The sequence below is a fragment of the Enterococcus sp. DIV0561 genome, assembly GCF_050539875.1.
Taxonomy (GTDB): Bacteria; Bacillota; Bacilli; order Lactobacillales; family Enterococcaceae; genus Enterococcus; species Enterococcus faecalis.
Genome location: NZ_CP172927.1, coordinates 1,133,968 through 1,157,412, shown reverse-complemented (window position 1 = coordinate 1,157,412; position 23,445 = coordinate 1,133,968). Strand labels below are relative to the sequence as shown.

The window sequence follows — 23,445 nt, the reverse complement described above, 5'->3', positions numbered from 1 at the left end:
TCTCCTTTCTAATGGTAAATTTCAATAACACTTGCTTCATTTAATAATGAAAGCACCTCGTCTTTTTGAACTTCCATTCCCCCTTCTCGATAAGGGTTTTCTTCAAACTTAAACGGAACTTCTTGACCATCGATAACTATTTTCGCTGACTGATTTGGATAAAATTTATATGTGACAGGTTTATCAAACAATTGGTAAGTTAGTGTTAAACCAGACAATTTTTCTGGTAACATGGGATCAAAAACCACGCTTTGTGCCTTTTGCCGAATCCCTAAAACAGCTGTAATTAATTGATTTAAATAAATTCCCGGCCCGCTTGAATAAATTCGCCAGCCACCTTTTACCCCAATACTTCCATCTTTTAGTTTACCAAAATTTTCTTGTGATTCATACCTTGTTTTAAAATCGCCATCGGAACTACTAAAATAGGCATTGGCTTGACGTAACTCTGCATTGTGAACCACTTCTTTTAATTGAACTGGATTGATTTGCATTAATGCTTGCCAGGTTTTGTCTCGCTGACCAATTTTCGCCATCGCTTCTGTATAGCGAATGTGCGCATGAACATACTGTAAGCCAATTTCGCGACCAAAATTAGCCGCCTGTTCTGCTCGTTTAAAATTAGTGCTCACACCGCCTCGATAGTTCGCTGGTTTGTTCATTAAGCGCACGCCATCAGGAAACGTTAATTCTTTTTCAATAATTTCTAAATGATGACTTACTTGTTCCGGTGTTAATAATTCGGCTAACATACTACGAGTCATTGGCAATAATCGATATTGAATCCCTGTTTTTTGGTCATTTGGGTGAATCATTTGTTCAAAAGTTTCTGGCGTTTCCATATAAATAAACCCTGGAATCGTTTCATCCGCCAACATATATTTTTGAAAATCGTTCTTTATTCCTGCGACTAAAATTGCTAAGTGCTGACTATAAGTAGCATCGATTTCCGTAATTAAAGCCGCAAATTTTTTCAACACTTGATACGTTAAGGCAACGGTCCAACTACTAGCCATTTGCTCTTTAAGACGATTATCGTAAGGTTGTAACGTGTCATCCCAATCGCCGTCACCATAACAGGATAGAAAAGTTTCTGGTAAAAAATGTTGTTCAATATAATTTATTTCTTTTTTCAAATGTTCAAATAAAGATGCTGTTTCTTTTGTTTTGTGATTATCTTTGCGACTTGTATAAGGGATTTCCGTAGCTAAGATTGAATAATCTGCGGTTTGTTCCAAATAATCAGTCACTACTTTCAATGGCCAGACGATAATATCGCCATGGCTTTCACTGGCTTTTTGTTCTTCGTATCGGTCAAACATAAACCATTGCGGCCAGTTGCCATCGTCCTCAAATTGATTTTCAAATAGATGCTGAATAATGGAGGCCACGATCTTAGGCTGTTGCGTCGCAAAGAAAAATTCTGTCGGTCCCTGCGACACATCTCGTGTGCCCCAAGCTGCTCCACCATATTGTTCTAAGCCATGTGGCGACAAATAATGAACGAGCATATTATGAGTATACCAACGAGTTAATTGATTCATTTGCTGCACACTTGAGTCTGTGTGTGTTAACTCAAAATGATGTAACAAGCCATTAATGAATGCCAAATATTGACTTTCTGCTTTTTCAAAATCTAATGGTGTATTGACTAATACTTGGTCCTCTATACTGCCCGTAATAAGTAGTGAAAATTTTTGGGTCTTTTCGATTGCCAAGACTAATAAGTCTGCTTCAGCTCCACCAAATAATGTGCTATCGGTTACTTGAAATGATTTATCAACTGTCAATGCATAGGTTAGTTCTGGGTAATAATTTTCTGTAGCAGAATGATTTCCCGTCACTCGAAGTGTTTTGCCAGCTTGTTCTAATTGATAGGTTGGGACTTCTTCCGGTCCTAATAACAAATGGTTAGAAACAGCCCACATATATGCATCCTTTTGACTGGTCACTTCCAATTGAATCACTCTTGAATCAGGCGAAGTGAAAGTGCGTACACAAATTGTATCCTTTGGCAACTTATAATACCACGTAGCAGAGTTCAACCCCATTTCAAAAGCAGAAGGCATTGTTAGTAAGCGCCATAAGCCATTCTCTAAAATGTAGATTCGTTGACCAGAGCGTTTCATAACGTTTAAAGCGTTTCGGCTATTACTCATTAATTTGTTCATGGTCGTATTTCCTAAAACTACTTGTGAATTGAAAATGCCATACATATACACTGTCGTACTAAGCAAAGGTTCGTCAACCGTTAAGCCTTTACCACTTAATAAAATGTGGCCATGCGCTCTTTCCATGGCAATTTCTTTTTCTTGAAGAACAACGTGATGGTAATTTTCCGTGAAAAAGGAATACGTCTGACCTGCTACTTTTTCAATTTGTGTCTGAATGGGATAAAGTGCGGCCAGCTCTTCTTCTGTTAATGGATTTCCTGTGATAGGTTCTCCTAAAAGTTTCGTAGGATAGTCCTGTGTTTCTTCTAATGAATCGAATGTCACAGTTTCATAAATAGCTTGTAAGTCTTCTTTCGATAAAAAAGGTTCAGCTAATGCTTGCGGATGTGTTTCTGTTACCGCACCATAAAAAACAAATTCCTTACTTTCATTCGTTAATTGGACGGCTTCCGTTTGTAAAGCGGTGTAAGCAAATTCATATTGATAGACTTCATTTGCTAAATATCTTTTCCCCAATGCTTCTGGTGTGTTTGTTTGTTTAAATGAACGTCCGAAAAATTGATAGCCGTCCGTTGAGTAGCCTACTAATTTTTGAAAACTCCCTTGAATAAGGGCTGGAAACTTCTCATTTTGCGGTTGATTTTGTCTTGATAAAACAACAAGCTCTTCGCCCTCTTGCCAAATGTGATGATCAAGATACTGCGACACATACGCTTCATTTGACTGAACGGCTCCTTTTGTCGCTAAGCCAATATCTTGACCATAAACAATATCTACTAAGCCAGTTCCAGTGACATTAACCCGCCAGAACCATTGATTGCTTGGCCCCAAACGAAAGTCAACTTGGTAACGAACCGCTTCAAATTCACCCCGCCATGTCAATTGGTTATCTGAAAGATAAAAATCACTTTGACTGTTGGAACCAATCATTGGTCGATAATTAATTGTGTCCCCTGTAATTATCCGCAAATAGAGTTGATTCATACTGCCGTCTAAAGGATTGCCTTCTAATTGATTAATCATCATGCCACAGCTGTTCAATTCTTTTAAATCACCTGTCTCTAGAAATGTAGCGACTGTGTCTGCTTGCTTAAGCTTCTTTATCTGCATAACTTATCCTTCCCATCTTATTCATTTAACGTGACTGTTGCGGTTTGTACATCGCGACTATTTCCACCAATCATTACGATAAATTCACCTGCATCACTGGTTACCTGATTGTCTGAATGTACATAGCGCACCATATCCTCTGAAAGAAGAAACTGAACTTCTTTTTCTTCCTTTGGTTCCAGCCAAACTTTTTGGAAATCTTTTAACTCTTTAATTGGGCGAACCACTTGTCCCACCAAATCACGTACATAAAATTGCACGGTTTCCTCTCCAGCGATTGGACTGTCATTTCTTACTAAAACAGAGACCGTGATTGGTTGTTCTTTGGTAAATGTTAATGCACTTAGTTGAATTGGTTGATAAGAGAAATGACTATAACTTAAGCCAAATCCAAAGGGATATTTAGCGTAATTAGAGACATCTAAATATTTAGAAACATATTTTTCTTCTGGTGCTGACTCATAAGGACGCCCCGTATTGTCGACATTGTAAAAAATTGGCACTTGACCAACCGTTTCTGGAAACGACATACTTAAACGACCACTTGGATTGTACTGTCCCCACAAAATTTCTGCTAGCGCATTGCCCCCTTCTGTTCCAGGTTGCCAAGCTTGCACAATTCCTTTTGCAACATCTATCCCTTGTAAATCTAAGGGCCGGCCACTGTAGACCGTGACAACAACATTGGGATTTTTCTCAATAATTTGTGCCACTACTGCTAATTGTTTTTCGGGTAGACGAATATCACTGCGACTGGCAGCTTCCCCACTCATCCAATCTGTTTCGCCTAGTGCCACTACTACTTTATCTGCTTGACTAGCTAACGTTAGAGCCTCTTCAATGGCCGCCGCGGTCGGTTCAAAGTAATCAAAGGGTTCTTGGGCAACTAGAAGATTTGTGGTTAATTTTTTGGCCCCAGCCATGAGGGAAATGGCTTCTTCTTTCTTTCCTTGCCATGACCAAGCCCCTAAAATATCTTGTGATTGGGCCCCTGGGCCGACAAGCGCGATTTTTTCTTGCGGTGTAAAAGGCAAAATATTTTCATTTTTTAAAAGAACCATTGATTTCTGAGCAATCTTTTTAGCTATTTCTCGATGTTCTTTGCTTAAAATCACTTCTGCTTCCGCTTGTTCATCCGCACCACGATAGGGATTTTCAAATAAGCCTAGCTCATTTTTTAGTTTTAAAATTCGCATAACTGCTTCATCAATAAGTGTTTCAGCAATCCGGCCTTCTTCAAGTAATTCTTTTAAATAATCTGGATAACACGTGGTCATCATTTCAATATCTACACCAGCTTTGATAGCCAATTCTGCTGCCTGTTTTTCATCTTTGGCAACACCATGAGGAATTAATTCTTTAATCGCTCCCCAGTCTGAAATCACAACTCCTTCAAAGCCAAATTCATTTCGTAATACGTCTCTAAACAGCCATTGGTTGCCTGTAGCAGGAATCCCATCCACTGTATTGAAGGACGTCATGACAAGTTTTGCACCCGCATCTAATCCAGCTTTATAGCCAGGTAAATACATTTCTCTTAGCTGCCGTTCAGACATATCTACCGTATTATAATCCCGACCAGCTAAGGCACCACCATATGCCGCAAAGTGCTTCACGCACGCGGCTACTCGCCAATTGTCCTCTTTTAAATTTTCTCCTTGGTAACCTCTAACCATTGCAGCAGCTAAGCGACTGTTGAGTAATGGATCTTCACCTGTTGACTCCATGACACGTCCCCAACGTGGATCGCGCACTAAATCAACCATTGGTGAAAAGGTTACATGTAATCCTGAAACAGCAGCTTCTTTTGCTGAAATCTCCGCCATTTTTTCAACCGCTGCTTCATCCCAAGTGCTTCCTAAAGCCAAAGGAATCGGAAAGATGGTTCTGAAACCATGAATAATATCCGCCATTAAAAGTGTTGGAATATTTAATCGATGATTTTGCATATATTCTTTTTGAACACGTTTTGCTTCATTTGCACCAGAAACACCCAATGTTGTCCCCGCCGTATCAATCGTTTCTTGACTTAGTCCTAGCTCTGACATAGGGCCGGTCTTTTCTTCTGCTTTATCTGAATAAAACGCTGCTGCTAATTGTAATAATTGATTAATTTTCTCATCAATTGTCATTTCTTCGACTAATTGAATCAGTTGATTTTCTTTCATACTCTCACCTTTCTTCAATACATACTTCTGCTTCTAAAGGAAAATGGTCGGAGGGAAAACGTCCATCGATACTATCTGTTAAACTTGCGGTTTGCTGTACTTGCCAACCTTTTACATAAATATAATCAATTTCTTCTAATTCCGCCCAAGGTTTTGTATAAGTAAAATTTTGAAATGTTCCTCTTGGTCCATAATGAGTAGCTAAATTTTTGCTATCTTGAAATTTTTTTTGAACAAGTTGATGAACCTCTTCCCCCGACTCTGCATTAAAATCGCCCATTAATAAAGTTGGATACTGTGCAATTTTGTCATGTAACTCCTCTAAGATAACGGTCATTCCTGCTAAACGAGCATGAGCTGAAATATGATCCAAATGAACATTGATGACTAAAAAAGGCGTATTTTGAGTCGTTTCCTTAAATAGTCCCCACAAAGCAATTCTTGGACAGCCAGCTTCAGGATGGATACTTGGCTGCTGAGGTGTTTCAGATAACCAAAAATACCCTGTATCAATAGCCTGAACTTTTTGTTCGTTATAGAGAATCGCTAGTCCTTCTCCTTGACCATCCCCTTCTCTTTCCGCAGAAAGACAGGTGAATGTTGTATACGCCTTTAAATCCCTGACTTGATTCGGTCGTACTTCTTGAATACAACAAAGGCTCCAATCATGAAAATTGATTAACTGACAAACAGCCTCTTTACGAAAAGACCATTGCCAATCTTGGTCATACTCTGTATCTACCCGGACATTATACGTAGCTATTTTCATTTTTAACCTCCTGCAATAGTTGTTGAATTTGACGCATCTCACGACGGATCTGGGTTGTTTCACCGCCACCATGGCCTTTTTTCCAATACACTCTGACTGCTTTTCTTGCCTTTATCTGATGATAAGAAGGGAAAAAATCTTTCATTGGACATATCGGATCGTGACTCCCAACAGAAGCAAAGACTGGATTTTTAATTTGCGAAACAAAGTGACGACTATCAAAATAAGGAAGAACCGCGGCAATTTTTTCATGCGCTTGAGGATGCTCTTGTAAGTACTGATGAATAATTTGATACGACCCCGTTCCTTCTGCTACTCGATTTTCTAAACAAGAATGACTTGGAACATCTGCAAAAGTAGCTAAAATCGGGAAGTCGACTAAACTGTTCACCATTAACACTACGCCACCCCCTTGGGAACCACCACGAAGAATGATTTGGTCCTGATTAATTTCAGTAAAGGTCCGCACCACTTCTACGCTACGTAAATGGTCGGCAAACAAGCGGCGTTGGTACCAATCTTCTTTGTCTAGAAATCCTCGTCCCATTGGTGCTTCATGCCAAATTGTTTGATATGGCACACGATCTTTGGTTAATCCCCCTTGACCTCGATTATCAATGACAAAACAAGCACAACCAATTTGTGTCCAATGAGCAAATTGCCAAGGTTCTTGAATATGATTCATATAGCCTAAACAATCAATCACTATTGGCTGTTTCCTCGTCGTTTTAGGAAGTAACAAATAGCCAAAGATGCGCTCACCTAGGAAACTTAAAAAGTCGACCTGTTCCACTTGAACATTTTCCAATGGATAGTCAATGACCCGCCGATGGATATTTAGCGGTATTTTTTGAAGTTCTTCCTTGGTCTTTTGCCAAAACTCAAAATACTCATTCATGTTCCACACCTAACACTTTCTGAAAAAACGCAACTTGAAGAAAAGCCGTTGTCCCGAATCCTAACGCAATATATAAAAACAAATTAAGCTTATAGAAAAAAACAAACGTTAAAAGAGGTAAAATAAACAAAATAATCGCATTGGCACTATTACTTAAGACCACATAAACCGTCTCACCTAGTGTCTTTTTAACGGACCAATTAAAAACGGAAAAGAGAAAAAGAAAACTCGTCAAAAATAATGCAACAAAACTTAATAGAAAAATAGCTAAGAAACCTAAACTGGTGGCTATTTTAAATAAACTTGTTACGGCAATACCGCCTAGTAAAAAAGCAACGAACAAGACACCTGTTAAAATAAAACCTCGCATGATATTATTTTTTAACGCTGTCCAAAACGTTCGTAAAACAGGAATATCTTTTTCACGATACAAACGATAAATCGTTCGATACAACGCAATTAAGCCGACACCGCTAAAGATGCCTGTTATACAGGTAATTAAAAAGAGAAAATTAATAATGATCAAGTTGGCAATAAAAGAAAAAATCCGATAATACCAACCTTCATATGCAAATAGCTTATTCATATTAAAAGAGAAAAGCGGATTTCTCGTTGCTTTATCCGCTTTTCTCTCCTCCTCTCTTACTTAAGTTTGTCTCTGTTTTCTGCCATTTTCTCAGATTTTATTTTTTCAATTGCATCCCATTTATTTGATTTTAAGAATGCTTTGTAGTCTTCTAAAGATTTGTCAAAGGCTTTATCATCTTTCGCACGAATCATTGAAATAACGGTTGTATTTAGTTTGGTTTCAATCGCTTCATTCGCCCGAGCTTCCGGCGTTCCTGCATCTGGATTAATATTTTCAATTACGAAATGTGGGACTAATTTTCCTTTGCCCCATTCTTGCATTTGCGTTAAAGCACTTTCCATTGGCACTTTTAGTTTATTGACACGGTCGTTGTTAAAGTATAGGAAACGACTAATGCCATATTTTTTGTTATAGGCATCATTGTCTGTTTGTTCTAATTTTTTCACTTCTGGTAAATAATCAATTTTCCCTTGATCATTGTACGCATAAGTAACTCCTTCAACGCCATATTTTGTTAAAATTTGTCCTGGTTCATCAATTAAATATGTGAATAGTTGAGTGACTTTCGCTGGATCTTTCGCATCTTTCGTAATGTAATTACTTAACCAACCTGAAATGCCGGTTTGATTTAATGTTGGTTTTCGGCCAGAAGTGCTACTTGGTCCATCAATGGCTATATAACGTGTGCCAGATTTTTTCATAAATTCTGTAAAGTTCCCACCTTGACCACTGGTTCCAGCAACGAGCATGGTTGCATAATTTCCTTGTTTCACTTTTTCATCAAACGTCGCTCCATCATCTGTGAAGCTATCATCACTAATATTGCCTGCTCGGTAAACATCATTAAATGTTTTTAACCATTCTAAGTATTCTTTATCTAAATTTCGATCATAGTATTTCCCATTTTTATCCTCTAAAGGAACACCTAAGAAGTCTTGTAATTTGTCTAAAAATGGTCCTGCACCATCGCCCACTGTGGTGAAGCCCATTGGGGTCATCTCAGGATATTTTTCTTTAATCTGTTGCATGACTTTTTCAAAATTTTCTGGTGTTGAAACGTCTGGCTTGCCTAATGCATTATAGACATCTTCACGAATAACAAAATTATCATTTACTGGGATATTTCCACTTTCATAATCCGCTTTTGTATTAGAGTAATTAGGGTAACCATATGTTTTTCCATCCTCTAAGGCATACCATTTAAACGTATCTTGGTTAACAACTTTCATTAAATAGGGGTCATATTTTTTAGCTAAATCGTTTAAAGAATAGGCCCAAGAATCTGCTTTCAATGCTGCTTGTCCAGTTTTTTCAGTTAATGTCACGATATCAGGCATATCTCCACTTGAAATCATGGCATTTAATTTTGAATCATCGCCGGAAATAAATTCAATATCCACATTTAAATCTTTTTTAATCTGCGCAGTGGTCACATCTTTTCCAAAAGGCAATGCCGTCCAATCTGAGTTAATATACCATTTAATCTTGGTCGGTTCTTTCTTCTTATCTAACTTCCAAGCAGGCGTCTTTTCATCTAATTCATACCGATCCTTAATTGAGACATCTGAGCTAGCTTTCTTTTCCCCACCGCTACATGCCGCTAAACTAACGACCGCCGTTGCCACCAATAAACCGCCTAAAACTTTTTTCATATTGTTCCCTACTTTCTTTATTCTTTTACTGCACCGGCCATCATACCGCCGATAAAGTGTTTTTGTAGTAATGGATAAATGATTAAAATTGGTATCGTTGTAATGACAATTGTTGCCAGCTGAACACCACGTGTCGTTGCCTGCACCACCATATCTGTACTGCCGCTCTCTGTCATGGTACTCAAGTTTGATTGAACAATAATTTCATAAATTTTCATCTGCAATGGATACAGATATTCTTTGGTAATATATAATTTCGTGGTCATAAAGTCATTCCATTGACCAACCCCATTAAATAAAATAATGGTGGCTAATGCCGGTTTTGTTAAAGGTAAAAAGATTTTATAAAAAATTTGAAACTCACTGGCGCCGTCTATTTTGGCGGATTCTTCTAAAGATGGTGGAATTTCTCGGAAAAAGTTCATTAAGATAACTACATCATAATAGCTAAATAAAGCTGGAATGATATATACCCAGAAGGTATCTAAGAGTCCTAATGACTTAATCAAAAGATACGTGGGAATCATGCCCCCACCAAAGTACATTGTAATGACACCCATCGTTGTATAAATATTACGCCCGACTAGTCTAGATTTACTAAGTCCATAGGCGACAATCGCACAGAACAGTGTATGCGTCGACGCACCAATAACTGTTTTTAAAACAGAAATCAAAAACGCTCGCGGAATGCTACTATCCGAAAAAACTTTCCGATAATTTTCTAGCGTAAATCCTTTCGGCCATAAAACCAAGCCTTTACCAGCTAAACCCGAACTTGACGAAACTGAGGAAACTAAAATATTCCAAATTGGTACGATAATTAATAAAGAAAACAACACAAGAATTAACGTATTGAAAAAGTAAAACCATTTGTTTTCTTTTGATTTTCTTTTAATCACAGCTGTTGCCTCCTTTATAAAATAACCGACCGACCATTGTTCATTTTTCTAGTAATGCGATCTGTAATGACTAATAAAACAATTGAAATAACAGAAATCCCTAAACCAACTGCCGTCGCATAAGAAAAGTCCCCTTGCGTTAGCCCCATACGATAAACAAATGAATTAATTACTTCTGATTTGTTTTGGTTTTGAGCATTCATTAAAACCAACGTTTGATCTAAGTTCGATCCCAATAAACCGCTAACATTTAGAATTAAGTTCAACGAAATAATCGGCGCTAATAAGGGCAAAGTAATCGTTCGGATTTGTGTTAATTTTGAAGCACCATCAATTCTCGCCGCTTCATAAAACGTTGGATCAATGCGAGACATGCCAGCAAGATAGAGAATCGTGCCCCAACCTACTTCTTTCCACAAATCAGAAAGAACAGCAATCCACCAATACTTATCAGGATCTAACAAATGATTGACGCCCTGATTCATTAAGCCTAACGACATCATGACTTGGTTGATAAAGCCATTTGTTGAAAGCCACGAAATCAACATCCCGCCTAAAACGATCCAAGAAAAAAAGTGCGGAATATAAGAAATCGTCTGAATCACTTTTTTTAAATGTCCATCTCTCATTTCAAAAATCATTACTGCTAAGATAATCGGAATAGCGAATCCTAAAAAAAGTTTCATTAAACTAATCGCTAAGGTATTACGAACTGCTTCCCAAAAAAAACTATCTTCCATAATGATTCGAAAATTTTCAAGTCCAACCCATGGTGCAGAAGAAACCGTGTCAACAATCGTATAATTTTTAAAAGCAATGATAATTCCATAAATTGGAATGTAGTTAAAGACAATCATGAATGCTACACCCGGAAGTACCATCCAATGCAATTGCCGCTGATCATAAAACTTTTTTAGTTTTTTCATAAGCAGGTTCCTCTCTTTTTAGTGAAACGTTTCTACAAACAGATTATACATTCACTTCAAACAGTTGTAAACCCTTACATTATGGTTTTATTTAAAAATAACAGCATTAAAAAGCGCTATAGACCATTTATAAAGAAATTATTTTCCCTGCTTCTTTTTCCATAAAAATACTCTTTTCTAGATATTTTAAAGCATTTTATAGAAACGTTTCACCAAAATATGAACATCTTTTTCTTAAAAATAATTCTGTTAAATAACAGAAAAAAGTCTGGTCCATCCGACCAGACTTTTTAAATATAGATAGTAAAATGTGTAATTTCAGGGATCACTCCAAAACGGGCATGAATGGCGGTCGTTCCTAAGCCCGTATTAACATATAGTTGCGTTTCTTGGTCCAACTGATACAATCCTCTGGTATACTTTTCTGCTAAAACATTTGTGATTGGATAAAAAGGAATCCAAATTTGTCCGCCATGGCTATGTCCTGCTAAAACTAACTGTGTACCCGTACCAATAAATGCATCCGCGACATCTGGTTCATGGGTCATTAATAACGCATAGTCATACGTTTCTCGATAGGATAATGTTTCTGAAACGGAAGGATTTCCTAATAACGAGTCATCTAAACCACCAATAAAAAGACGGCGTCCATCTGCTAGGGTTACTGTTTCTCCTTGGTTTTTCATAACGGTAAAGCCACTGGCCTCCATGACTTCATCATACACCCCAGAAGCACCGCCACCATAATCATGATTTCCCCAAACTGCATATTTTCCAATTGTCGCTTGCAACTGTTTTAATTTTTCAATCATCGGTTCTTTTTGTTGCGGATTTTTGGCATAATTGTCAAATAAATCACCTGTAAAAACGATAATATCTGGTTTTTCACGATTGACTTTTTTTATGACTTTATCTAACCGCTTCGTCTCATAAAATTCTGAAACTTGTATATCCGAAAGTTGCACAACATTCAATGGTTCTCGTTGATTTTTCTTTCCCAAAGTCACCTGATTAACGTGAACTAAATTCGGCTCAATCTTCCACGCATAGATTGGGAGTGCGATAATTAAGAAAAAAAATAAGAGCATTATACTTAAACCAATTTTTTTAACCACATCACTCGCTCCTTTCTTTTCTTTGATTTCCGAAGACTTAGTATAGAGAAAAATCTTCTTAACCACAATCTAAAACAAAGGAAATTAAGGCTTTGTTAAACAACCTAAAGAATTTCCACAATCTCTTATCCTTTTCTTAGCTTTTTTATAAAAAAAGCTAGATAATTTCATCTGTCGATGAAATTATCTAGCTAGAACATTCTTCTCTTAATGATGATGTTTTCGAAACGTTTGATAACCAATTAAGCAAAATAAAATCCCCAATAAAATCATTCCAGTTACTGAAAATAAGCCTGCTAACATCTTTCGCATCCTCTCTGTTGCTAAACTTCCTTATTTGTAGTCACTATTTCTTGTTGTAAAATTGGTTGAAATAGACGACGTTCTGCTAATTTTCTTGCTAAAATTGCTTCACTTTTTTTCGTAAAGATACCTAAGTTATGACGCTTGCCTTTCAAAGAGATATAAGCCAGCCATTTCCCAGAAGCGGTCTGGCTCACTCCTTTGTGTCCGCTGCTATTATTTTTGGGGCGTTTACTTTGCAACTTCCCTGGAATTACACCAGCAACTCTTTGTCGGTAATCCTTCTTTTTACGATGACCGCAGCTTTTGGTATGGCCATTCAACAAATTTTCACAGCGAACCCAGCAAGCTTGTCCGCACGAACACAGACAATACGCTTTCATTGTCTGTTGAATACTTTCGATCCGTACCACGACTAATTCATGATAGTTTTTTTTTAACATTGTTTGATAGCGATGGTGCGCACATTTGGTTCGATACCCACGAATTAGTTGTCTTCTTGAAGCTTCTGCATAGCTCCCACAAGAACAGCGACAGGCCCAAACAATTAGCCCTTCTTTTCTTTTTGTCGTTGGTGCTACTACTGTCAACTCACCAAACTTTTGACCAGTTAAATCTTTATAGTTACCTGCTTGTCTCAATTGACTATCCTTCGTATTCTTGTTCTCGCCACATCTCGATTGGTTCTCTCCCATAGTGCTCATTTTTCTGAGTCTCTCCCTTTCTTAGTTCTCTGACCACCTCAGCAAATACTTGCCAATCTTTTGTTTCCGGCAAATGACGCCATGTCAATTGACGACACCGTACTTTCGAACTATAAAAATCGGACAAATACAAATCGGTTTCTAAGGTTAATTTGTGATCAATCATCACATCCATATAATTGAAAGAAGCAATAATTTTTGCAATAAAGCGGTTATAATCCTCCCCACCAGAAAAATCAACAAATACATGAATCGTTTTTTCAATTGCGCAAAAAGACCGATCATTTAACAAACAAAACATAAAATCATAATATAGATGCACGCGTTCATACATTAAAAATCGTTTTTGATGCAGCGACTCTGTCTTTTGTATAAAACCATCTAAGGCGCGATGAATTTGAGGAAACCGCTCTTCAAAGAAACCGCTCTGCTTGGCGGGAATAAATGCAGCCACTGAAAAGTATAGGCGGTCCCAGCGATAACAAATCAACTTTAATTTTTCTTTTGTTTCCACCGTAATTCGCTTTTCAAAGAAAGGAATAACACTATTCATATGATCAATAAATTCGTCTAACATGGTTAACTTATCTGGAAAAACAATCGGACTATCAATGTATTCATTTAAACTTAAAAAAAGAAAAATATATGAAGTCTCTTTGCCAAAATCCTCTTTAAAAAGAGGGGTTTCGCTTGTATAGATTTTTTCAAACGCATGCTGTAAACAGCTAGGCACATGAACTTCCGTAAAAGAGTCCACTACATGATCAGAAAACACACGAAAACGTTGGATCGTTAAAAGAATAAATAGTTGTGCACTTTGATTAAGACTAAACGTTCTTTGATACATCAGTTGTAAATCGTTTATAAATCGCTTAATGCCAGGACTATTTTCCAGCAAAATGTTAGGCAGCCTTTCTTGATTACTTCCATAAAAATAATACAAGCATTGAAAACAAAAACTTCGGATATTTTTCTCTTCTCCAACCAAGCCTGTTGACTTTAATTTAATACGCCAATTAGCTAAAATCAGATTTAGTTTATACGAGAAGGCATAAATTTTGCTTTTGCTCATAAAATGAATTTGAGAAAATTCTTGAATCGTGTGCTTTTGATAGAGGCCTACATCAAGAAGCAACTTGGCCATTAGTGATTGATCAAAATAATATTTTCTTAAGGCTTGATAATCAATTTGCGATAATTTTTGCGCACTAATCAGTCCTTTAGCTGGAAAAAGAATTTGACTCCTTGAAGAAATCTGTGTACATTCATAATTTATTTGACGGCACAACGATTCTAACTTTTGAGTGGATAAATCAAAATATCCATAAAATTCTTCTTTTAATAATGGACCTTCACTATTCATAAAAGTTTGATAAATAAGTAATTTATCTCGGAATTCTTGGTCTAATAATTCATCTAACAAAGTAGTCACATTTTCAACTCCAAACTATCACGCCTTAAGTATCTATTTTTTTAACAAGACGTGAGTGTCAATCTTGCTTATTTTTTCCACAAATTTAAAAATGATTCTTTCAATATTTAGGAATCTTCATAGAAAAGTATTATTTTAACCAAAAAAAGCCCCCTTGCGTCACCAAGGAGGCTTTTTTTGTTATTTTTTTACTTTAAATTTAAAGAAAAGCTGATTTGTTTGACTAATTTTCTGTTTCTTTTCTAGCCTATTCGTCAAAAATGATTGAAACTTTTGGTTCGTCTTCTATACTATCTTCCTATAAAGTTCTTACTCTTTTAAGTATCAGCTTCTGTCAATAAAAGTCCTCATTTGGCATTGCTAATCTGAATACAGTATGACTACTTGTTGCCGCTATTTTTTACTGTTATTTTACTCTTTAATTGAAGCGCTAGAAACGCTGTCAACTGTTGGCTTTTCGGTCGCTGACTCTTCTTCATGGACTGATGCACTTGAGACACTATCTGCCGTTTCTGGCGCTTCTTTTTTGGAGGCACCACTGACTGCATCGACGTTTTTTCCACCGACTAATTCTTGCCCAGTTTGTTTTAAATACCAATCAACAATTGGTTTAAAGTCTAAAATATACTCATTAATTCCCGCGTAATTTCCATTATCATCATACATCGCTTGATAGTTATGCACTACATAGGTATCTGGTCCGTGCATTGGAACATGAACGCGAATAGCATCTGTTTTTCCTGACCGTAATTGCTGAATCACCCATTCTACATTTTTCAATGCTTTTGGTGGATGGCAATTCGCTAATGGATTACCAACTTGTCCTGGTTGCCGTTTAGCAAACATTTCTTCAGCAGCCATTTTTTTATTGTAATATAAAAATTGATTGTTACTGTCTGCGTAAGTCAATTCCATTGGCATTGATTTTAAGAAATAATTTAGCTGATCAACGGTTAAAATGCCTCGATCTAATTTTACGTATGTGTCGCCTTCCACAGCCTGAACCGCTTCTGCTGCTTGTTCTACCCAATCATCTGCTGCCATATCAACCCCTTCGATCGTTGTTTCAATGGTTCCTTTTGCATGTAAATCTTCAGGTAAGTCTTTTGGCTTAGCCCCTTCTAATTTTGAAATCACATCAATGAATTCCACGAATTTTTGTAATGTGCTTTCTAAAAATTGACGTGTTCCCTCCGCAATTAAGTTGCCGTTTTCATCAAATGCTTCTTTAGCTTTCCCTAATAAAAACTCGTTTCCAGGCATCACGATCGCATTGACACCAGGTGCATCAAGAATTTGACGGAGATGTAATTGCGCACGTGAGGTTCCTTGATCATAATAAGAGCAACCAACAATCATTACTGGTTTATTTTCCAGCGGATGAATTTTGAAAGATAACCATTCTAACACACTTTTCAAACCGGCAGGAATGGTATGGTTATGTTCGGGAGTCGCAATAATTACGCCGTCTGCTTGTAAAATTTTGCGATTCATATTCTGAATCAAGACACTGTTCGTTTGATCCTTACTTTGATTAAACATTGGAATATCTTTAATTTCTAAAATTTCCAAGTCGAACATTTTATAAAACTCTTTGCCAATATATTGCAGCAGTAACCGATTATAAGAAGAATCAGCGTTTGATCCGACGATCCCAATTAATTTCATTTTATTCACTCCATTTCGTTAAATCGTTTCCCATGAGAAATTTTCTGCTTCTTTTTTGTTTTGCGCATGCGCATGTTTCAGCTGTTCTGTAATTTCAATAAATACACAAAAATCTGCAAACAAACCAGCTAGTTTATCTATTTGTTCTGAATCTTTTAACGCATTGTTTTCATCAAAAGCTTGTAAGGAATGCGCTAATAGAAATTCAGAGCTTGGCATAATTCGTGCTTTCAATTCAGGAGCATCTAAAATTTGACGCAGATGCGCTTGTGCTCTAGAGGAACCTAACGTGCCATAGGATGCACCAGTAATCATAACTGGTTTATCAACAAACGGAAAAATCCCGTAAGATAACCAACTTAGGGCATTCATCAAAGAAGCCGGCACCGCATGGTCATATTCAGGCGTACTGATAATGACGCCATCTGCTGCTTCAATTTTTTCAGCAACCGTTTTAACTATTTCTGGCAAAACTTTGTCTTCTGGCTTGTTAAACATAGGAAAGTCAACAATTTCAACTAGTTCAATGTCAGCCTCCTGCGCAAAATAGTGTTGCATAAATTGCAAAAGTTGACGATTGGTTGATTGCTCTGAGTTCGTTCCTACTAAGCCGATAATTTTTTTCATAATGAGCTGTCCTTTCTTTTTCGGTTCTATGAATGGATAATGTGAAGAGTATCTGCTAACCCACTGCTATATAAAATTTGCTGGTCTTGTGTAATGATGACTCCTTCAATCCCATCTAGTTGATTGAGGATTTCAAGCGCTTCTGGAATTGGATAACCAAATAAACGCGTTGTCCAAATCTCACCATCCACTGAAGCATCCGAGATAATTGTGATGCTGGCCATTTCAGTTTCCAATGGGTAACCGGTTGTCGGATCCAACAAATGGTGATAGACTCGCCCAGCTTCAGTTAAACTTCTTTCATAAATGCCCGACGTCACAACCGATTGATTAGCCACTTCGACAAGTAAGCTGATTGTTTCTCTGGATTCTTGCGGATTGCGAATACCAATTCGCCATTTTTTGTTTTGATGCGTAGAGGGCCCCAACGTCACAATATTGCCGCCCAGATTAATCAAAGCAGACGTCACATGGACTTCTTTCAAATAGGCAATTAGTAAATCAGCGATATAGCCTTTTGCCAAAGCCCCCAGATCTAATTTCATTCCTTCTTCTTCCAAAAAAACCGTTTGTTTTAAGGGATTTAAGTGAATCTTTTCTGGATTAATTTTTTTCAAACAGGCTTTAATTTCCTCTTCTGACGGGACACGGGCATCTTTAAAACCGATTCGCCACGTTTGAACTAACGGGCCAATGGTAATATTCAAATGACTAGCTGGATCACAACTATGTTTTTTCCCTAATGCAATTAATTGATACAACTCTGGATGAACGCTGACTGGTTTTTGTCCAGCTTGTTGATTGACAGCCATCAGTTCCGAAGTTGAATCATTTGCACTAAAACGTTGTTCATAAGTGATCAATCGTTGATGCACTTCTTCTAGAATTTTTTCAGGTTCTTCATGGTCTACAAATACATCTATTACTGTGCCCATCAAATAAATAGTTTGACTTTGTTGCACCTCAAGACTTCCTCTCCATGAAAGATTGTGTTTTATTTCACATTTATTCACAAATAAATCATACGCCTTTATTTGATGCCAGTCAAGTCGTTTATATATTTTTTTATATAAAATAACGACCTTAAAATTTTCATTTAAGGTCGTAACGTGTCTTGAACTCTTTTAAAAAACGCTTTTTTTATTATATTTTGAAAATAAATATATAATTTTCTATATAAACTAATTTCCCTTAGATAAAATTGTTTCTTTCAATGTTTGAATTGCTTCCAACAAGATGCGATTTTTATTGATTTTTGCATACGCGCGGGCATCTTGTAGTAGTTCTAAAATTTGCTCTTGCGGCTTTTCTTCAGCTAAGGCATTTTTCGCAAGCTGGAAAGCTGCTCTTGCCAAGTAATACGTGACGTGATTATCAGAACAGATGGAAATCGCATACTCTAACAAAGCATCACTTGTTTCTAAATCGCCTTTTTCTGCATAAAAAACACCACAGTGAAAGACAACATTTAATACTCGCCAAGTATCTTCCATTGATTGAATAGTATAAAGATAAATTTCCTTGAAGACCTTATTGAAATAAAATTCTGCTTTCTCAATTTCGCCTTCTTTGGCATAGGCCATGCCAATTCCAGTAAAAGCTAACAAACGGTAAATATCGCTCGTGTATTTTTGCTCTTCAAACAGAAGTTTTTCAAAGGTAAATAAGCAATCCATCAACGAAGCATTTTGAAAAATCATGACAAAGCCTTGTAAATAATAATATTCTAATAACAGTTGGGAATCTTTGATTTCATCAAAAGGAATATTTTTTAAAATTGTTTGCAATTGGTCATGTTCGCTAGTAATCAAGAAGAATTCTGCTTCTTCCATTTTTTCAAGAATTTCAGGTTGTTTAATCCCTACGCGCGGAAAGAGCTCTCCCAAAGGTAGCTCTAAACGATTACATAGTTGGATCAATATTTTTAAAGTTGGGACTTGACCATTCTTTTCAAAGCGACTAACCGTAACTTGCGTACAAATCCCTTTAGCCAATTCACTTTGTGACAAACCACGTGCTTTGCGTTTTTCTATAAACCGTTGTATATTCATTGCTTTTCCTCTCATTCTCATCTTCTCAAACTTACTATAATACAACTTACCTTAAAAATATATATAGAAAAAGAAAAATGTTTATAACAAAAAAGAACACAGACAACTCTTTCATTAAAAGTTTGTCTGCGCTCTATTAGAACCTAAATCACTAAACGTCAATCCAGCGTTATTTAATCAATCCCATACGTCATACTTGCTTTGTTTAGAGAGCAGCTCTTTTTTTAGCTTCTTTCACAAACGTATTCATGGCCTGATATAATTTTTCCTTGATTTCTTTGAGATTAGCTTGTTGTAATTCTTTATTGGCAACTAACTGTTGACCGTTCACCCAAACGGCTTCAACATTGCTAGCATTTGCTGAATAAACCAACGCTGAATAGGCATCAAAAATCGGAAACATATTAACTGATTGCGTTTCAATTAATGTTATATCCGCTTTTTTGCCCACTTCCAATGAACCGACTTGCTCCGCCAAACCTAACGTTTTAGCGCCCCCCATCGTTGCCAGATAAACAATTTCTTTCGCAGGAAACAAGGAGCGATCTTGGTGTGCTGTCTTATGAAAATTCGCAACCATGCGCATTTGGGTGAATAAATCTAATGTATTCCCACTACTAGGTCCATCCGTGCCTAAACCGACAATAATCCCTTGATCAAGCATTTGCTTAATCGGAGCTACGCCTTTGGCTGATTTAGTATTCGCACCGATACAATGAGCGACACGCGCTTTTCCATTAGTAGCAGCTAAACTCGCAAGATCTTCATCGGTTGCCAAAATACAATGCGCTAAAATAAACGGCTCACTCAAATAACCCAGTTCTTCTAAGAAAGCAATTGGTGTTTTTTGATAGGCTTTTTCAAACTCAGCCATTTCATAAGTCATTTCAGCAACGTGCATGGTTACAGGAACTTGGTATCGCCGACTAAGTTCAATAATTTTTGCTAACACTTCTGGTGAGTTGGTATTCGGTGCATGCGGCGCAAGCATAGGCGTAATCAACGGATGTCCTTGCCACTTGCGAATAAAGGTTTCCGCGTAAAAAAGACCGCCTGAAGGTTCCGGACTATCACAAGTGGGCATGTCAATAATCGTTTCTCCGAGCAAAGCGCGAACACTCATTTTTTCGCAACTTTTAGCAATTTCATCTTCAAAATAATACATATCACAAAAGCTCGTAATACCACTCAGTAACATTTCAGCAATTGCATAATCACTACTGCATCCTACTAATTCTTTTGTCATGAATTGTTCTAATGGAAAAAGAAAACGCCGGAGTCGATCTGGCACATCGTCCCCTAACGAACGAAATGGAATCATGCCTACATGGGTATGGGTGTTAATCATCCCAGGCATTAAAATTCCATTTTGACCATCGATTACTTGATTTGCAGCAATTTGCTTTTCATCAAGTGTGGTCATTGGTGCTAATTCAACAATTGTGTCTTCTTCAATCACTAAATAGCCGGCTTTGATTTCTGAAAATTGCTCATCCATTGTTAGTATATGCACATTTTTAATGAGTGTTTTCATGCAAAAGAACTCCATCCTCTGGAAAAACTAATGGATAGAAACGTTGTGACTTCGTATCCATCATCCCAAAATCTGTCACTTTAATGGCTGGCGAGACAGGCAATGATAGTGTGGAAAAGGACATGATTTCATTCATATTTTGATAGCCTAACGCTTGCATAGCTTGTCGGACTTTTTGCAATGCAGCGCCTAATTGTTCAATCGGTGCTTGCGATAAAATCCCACCAATTGGTAAAGGACAAGTTGCCATCACTTGCTGATCCGAAGCAACCAAATAGCCGCCTTGCATCGCTAATAATTCATTCTGCGCTAACAGAATATCCTCAATCGTATTACCCATCACCATTAAATTATGATGATCATGGGCCCAGGTTGTCGCAATGGCTCCTTTCTCGGAAAGGGGTTGATCCATTAAAGAAAAAGAAATATTGCCATTTTTTCCGTAACGTTCCATCACAATTAATAAGGCACAGTTGGCTTTTTGCCATTGCAACAACCCATTTTCAACAGGAATTTCTTTTGTAATTCGCTCTGTAAATGTGCCAATCTCTTGTTTTTGAATCACATTACAACGAACTGTTTCTTTTGTTGTAGCCACCTTTAAAAGTAAATCTTCTTCTGTTAACTTTTTACATTGGATGGTTTGTTGGTAAGCGGCTGGAAACTCTTCGATTTTTTCTGGATAATGGAAGGGCTCGCCTTTTTCAAAAACGACCTTTCCAGATTTATAAACCGTATTAATATCAAAACTTTCTAAGTCATTTAATAACAAAAAGTCAGCTTTTTTACCAGGTGCAATTTCGCCGCGATCATGGAGACCCATTCGTTTGGCCGGCGTATAAGTTGCCATATAAATGGCTTTTTCGATAGGCAATCCTGCATGAACGGCTTTTTTGACATTTTCATTTAGATGACCTTTTAGCAAATCATCAGCCATCACGTCATCCGTGATAATACTTGCATAATTGTAGAAGTCATTGTCTACTATCACCTGAATGTTTTCAGGAGTGATTGATTTATTTTGAAATTGAATAAAGACGCCCGCTTCAATTTTTTCTTTTAACGTTTTAGGAAATTGATGGGTATGATCTGAAGTGATACCACTATATAGAAAATCTGCTAACTCTTGATCTTCGATTTTAGGACAGTGGCCTTCTAAAGGCATGGTTGGTCGTTGTTTTTGGCACAAATCGATAATTTGACGAATTAAAGAATCTGGCTCATAGGAAATCCCTTTAAAGTTCATGGCTTCCCCTAAACAAATCACTTTTGGCTCTTTGAGTAATTCTGCTACTTCTGCTAAGCCGATAATCCCACCAGTTGTTTCTAATTCGGGAGTAGTCGAAGGAACCGAGGAAGGAATTGCGTGAAAGATATCTAGTTCTGTTTCAGCGGCCATAAAAGCTTTTAAGCCTTCTAAGCCAAATACGTTAGCCATTTCATGGGCATCGGCAATCACCGTTGTCACACCGTAACGCACTACTGCTTTGGAAAAAATAGTAGGTGTCGTCATGGAACTTTCAATATGCATGTGTGCATCAATTAAGCCGGGAATCATCCATTGATTCTCGGCATTAATTGTTTTTTTGGGCTGCAAATTGACGTTCTCTTCTTCATAAATGTAATAAAATTTATCATTTTTAATCGCAACATTTCGTTGAACGAATGTTTGAGTGACTGTTTGATACAGCCACACATTTTTTAGTAATACATCGACGTTCATTTTGTCCCTCTTTTCTAAAACTATTGATTCATCGTCCGATTCCATTGATCAATCCAATCCGCTAGTTGACTATTAATAAAATTAAAATCGACTGTTTTGGCACGTTCGGCAATGGCACCATATGTTTTATTTTTCGCTTCTTTTTCGCTTAGCGTTACTTGTTGATTTGTAGGTCCTTCATTTAATGAAATCGCTTTGGCCTTTTGTGATTCTTCACTAATCCGTGCGTTAACAAATTTAAAGGCGGTTTCTTTGTTTTGTGCTTTTTTAGGAATATTGACTGTATTATAGTTGGCATACGTGCCGCTTTCTGGGACGACATACGTCACGTTTTCTGCTGCGCCTTGAATAATATCAACCGCAAAATCAGCAACCACAGCTGCTTCAATTTCACCAGATTGGAACATATTAGCTAAGTCTGACGATTTTGAATACGTTTTAACAACGTTTGGTTTTAATTCTTTCATCGCTTCAAAAGCGGCCTTCCCGTTATCTTTTGTAATATCTTGACCAGCATGTTCACTAGCAACGTATAACATTAAAGGACCTGCCGTCGTGGCAACATCTGGAACAGAAATTTTACCTTTCAAATCAGCTGACCATAAGTCATCCCAGTTCTTAATTTCTTTGCCTAATTTTTCTTTGTTGTAAACAATCCCGATACTGTTTACAGCGATTGGTACGCCAGCACCACTTTCAAAAACCTCTTTTGCTCCTGGTGTTAACTGACTTAAATTAGGTACTTCTTTTTCTGTAATTTTTTCAAATAACCCTTCTTTTCCACCTTGTGCTGCATTTGCTTGTGCTAATTCAATAACATCAATTCCCGCATTGGGATTATTTTTTAATTTCGTAAAGCGGTCTGCGCTATTGCCTACTTCTAAAGTAACTTTCGCTTCATTCTCTTTTTCAAACGGAGCGATAATGTCTTTTTTGACAATATCTTCACTTAATCCGAAAGTTGAAACGACTAAAGCATTACTTCCACCTTTGCTCTCGCTTTTCGTAGTTGCTTCGCTGTTTCCACAAGCAGTCATTAATAACGTTGCAGCGACTAATGTCCCTAAAATTACGCGTTTTTTCATTTTTAAATCTTCCTCCAA

The 23,445-nt window shown here is 37.2% G+C and carries 18 protein-coding genes; all 18 read right to left on the bottom strand.

Annotated elements, in window-relative coordinates; genetic code table 11:
* Positions 1–8 precede the first annotated feature (8 nt).
* On the bottom strand, positions 9–3,284 hold the full coding sequence (locus IGM13_RS05660) for a GH36-type glycosyl hydrolase domain-containing protein (protein ID WP_002419157.1): 3,276 nt from the start codon (positions 3,282–3,284) through the stop codon (positions 9–11).
* A 17-nt stretch (positions 3,285–3,301) separates the two neighbouring features.
* Positions 3,302–5,452 carry a glycoside hydrolase family 3 N-terminal domain-containing protein gene (locus tag IGM13_RS05655; protein WP_010715114.1) on the bottom strand — a complete coding sequence of 717 codons (2,151 nt, stop codon included), beginning with the start codon at positions 5,450–5,452 and terminating at the stop codon, positions 3,302–3,304.
* Between the two features lie 4 nt (positions 5,453–5,456).
* On the bottom strand, positions 5,457–6,221 hold the full coding sequence (locus IGM13_RS05650) for an endonuclease/exonuclease/phosphatase family protein (protein WP_002365532.1): 765 nt from the start codon (positions 6,219–6,221) through the stop codon (positions 5,457–5,459).
* The gene (locus IGM13_RS05645; protein ID WP_002419158.1) at positions 6,202–7,119 is read right to left on the bottom strand and encodes an acetylxylan esterase; all 918 of its coding nucleotides are present in this window, start codon (positions 7,117–7,119) and stop codon (positions 6,202–6,204) included. The genes IGM13_RS05650 and IGM13_RS05645 overlap by 20 nt, the downstream gene beginning before the upstream one ends.
* Positions 7,112–7,705, bottom strand: a complete 594-nt coding sequence (locus IGM13_RS05640) for a DUF624 domain-containing protein (RefSeq protein ID WP_002371283.1) — start codon at positions 7,703–7,705, stop codon at positions 7,112–7,114. Before IGM13_RS05640 ends, IGM13_RS05645 begins: the two co-directional genes overlap by 8 nt.
* A 56-nt stretch (positions 7,706–7,761) precedes the next feature.
* Complete coding sequence (locus IGM13_RS05635; RefSeq protein WP_002357899.1) at positions 7,762–9,360, bottom strand: ABC transporter substrate-binding protein; 1,599 nt, start codon at positions 9,358–9,360, stop codon at positions 7,762–7,764.
* Between the two features lie 17 nt (positions 9,361–9,377).
* Positions 9,378–10,259 carry a carbohydrate ABC transporter permease gene (locus IGM13_RS05630; RefSeq protein WP_002357901.1) on the bottom strand — a complete coding sequence of 294 codons (882 nt, stop codon included), beginning with the start codon at positions 10,257–10,259 and terminating at the stop codon, positions 9,378–9,380.
* A 14-nt stretch (positions 10,260–10,273) separates the two neighbouring features.
* A complete protein-coding gene (locus IGM13_RS05625) occupies positions 10,274–11,185 on the bottom strand; it encodes an ABC transporter permease (RefSeq protein ID WP_002382199.1) in 912 nt (303 codons plus the stop codon).
* Between the two features lie 290 nt (positions 11,186–11,475).
* The gene (locus tag IGM13_RS05620; RefSeq protein ID WP_002382198.1) at positions 11,476–12,366 is read right to left on the bottom strand and encodes a metallophosphoesterase; all 891 of its coding nucleotides are present in this window, start codon (positions 12,364–12,366) and stop codon (positions 11,476–11,478) included.
* Positions 12,367–12,623: 257 nt separating this feature from the next.
* Positions 12,624–13,298, bottom strand: coding sequence for an AP2 domain-containing protein (locus tag IGM13_RS05615; RefSeq protein ID WP_002419159.1), 675 nt, complete (start codon positions 13,296–13,298; stop codon positions 12,624–12,626).
* Positions 13,249–14,739: a helix-turn-helix domain-containing protein gene (locus IGM13_RS05610; RefSeq protein WP_002419160.1), complete on the bottom strand. Its 1,491-nt coding sequence runs from the start codon at positions 14,737–14,739 to the stop codon at positions 13,249–13,251. Before IGM13_RS05610 ends, IGM13_RS05615 begins: the two co-directional genes overlap by 50 nt.
* 411 nt (positions 14,740–15,150) lie before the next feature.
* Positions 15,151–16,407, bottom strand: a complete 1,257-nt coding sequence (locus IGM13_RS05605; RefSeq protein ID WP_002360528.1) for an NADPH-dependent oxidoreductase — start codon at positions 16,405–16,407, stop codon at positions 15,151–15,153.
* A gap of 18 nt (positions 16,408–16,425) precedes the next feature.
* Positions 16,426–17,034: an NADPH-dependent FMN reductase gene (locus IGM13_RS05600; protein ID WP_002357907.1), complete on the bottom strand. Its 609-nt coding sequence runs from the start codon at positions 17,032–17,034 to the stop codon at positions 16,426–16,428.
* Positions 17,035–17,060: 26 nt separating this feature from the next.
* The gene (locus IGM13_RS05595) at positions 17,061–17,996 is read right to left on the bottom strand and encodes an FAD:protein FMN transferase (protein WP_033591563.1); all 936 of its coding nucleotides are present in this window, start codon (positions 17,994–17,996) and stop codon (positions 17,061–17,063) included.
* Between the two features lie 219 nt (positions 17,997–18,215).
* Positions 18,216–19,106, bottom strand: coding sequence for a helix-turn-helix domain-containing protein (locus tag IGM13_RS05590; protein WP_002399965.1), 891 nt, complete (start codon positions 19,104–19,106; stop codon positions 18,216–18,218).
* Between the two features lie 184 nt (positions 19,107–19,290).
* Positions 19,291–20,619: an amidohydrolase gene (locus tag IGM13_RS05585; protein ID WP_002419162.1), complete on the bottom strand. Its 1,329-nt coding sequence runs from the start codon at positions 20,617–20,619 to the stop codon at positions 19,291–19,293.
* Positions 20,603–22,387: an adenine deaminase gene (locus IGM13_RS05580; protein WP_002419163.1), complete on the bottom strand. Its 1,785-nt coding sequence runs from the start codon at positions 22,385–22,387 to the stop codon at positions 20,603–20,605. The genes IGM13_RS05585 and IGM13_RS05580 overlap by 17 nt, the downstream gene beginning before the upstream one ends.
* Positions 22,363–23,427: an ABC transporter substrate-binding protein gene (locus tag IGM13_RS05575; RefSeq protein ID WP_002357914.1), complete on the bottom strand. Its 1,065-nt coding sequence runs from the start codon at positions 23,425–23,427 to the stop codon at positions 22,363–22,365. Before IGM13_RS05575 ends, IGM13_RS05580 begins: the two co-directional genes overlap by 25 nt.
* Positions 23,428–23,445 lie beyond the last annotated feature (18 nt).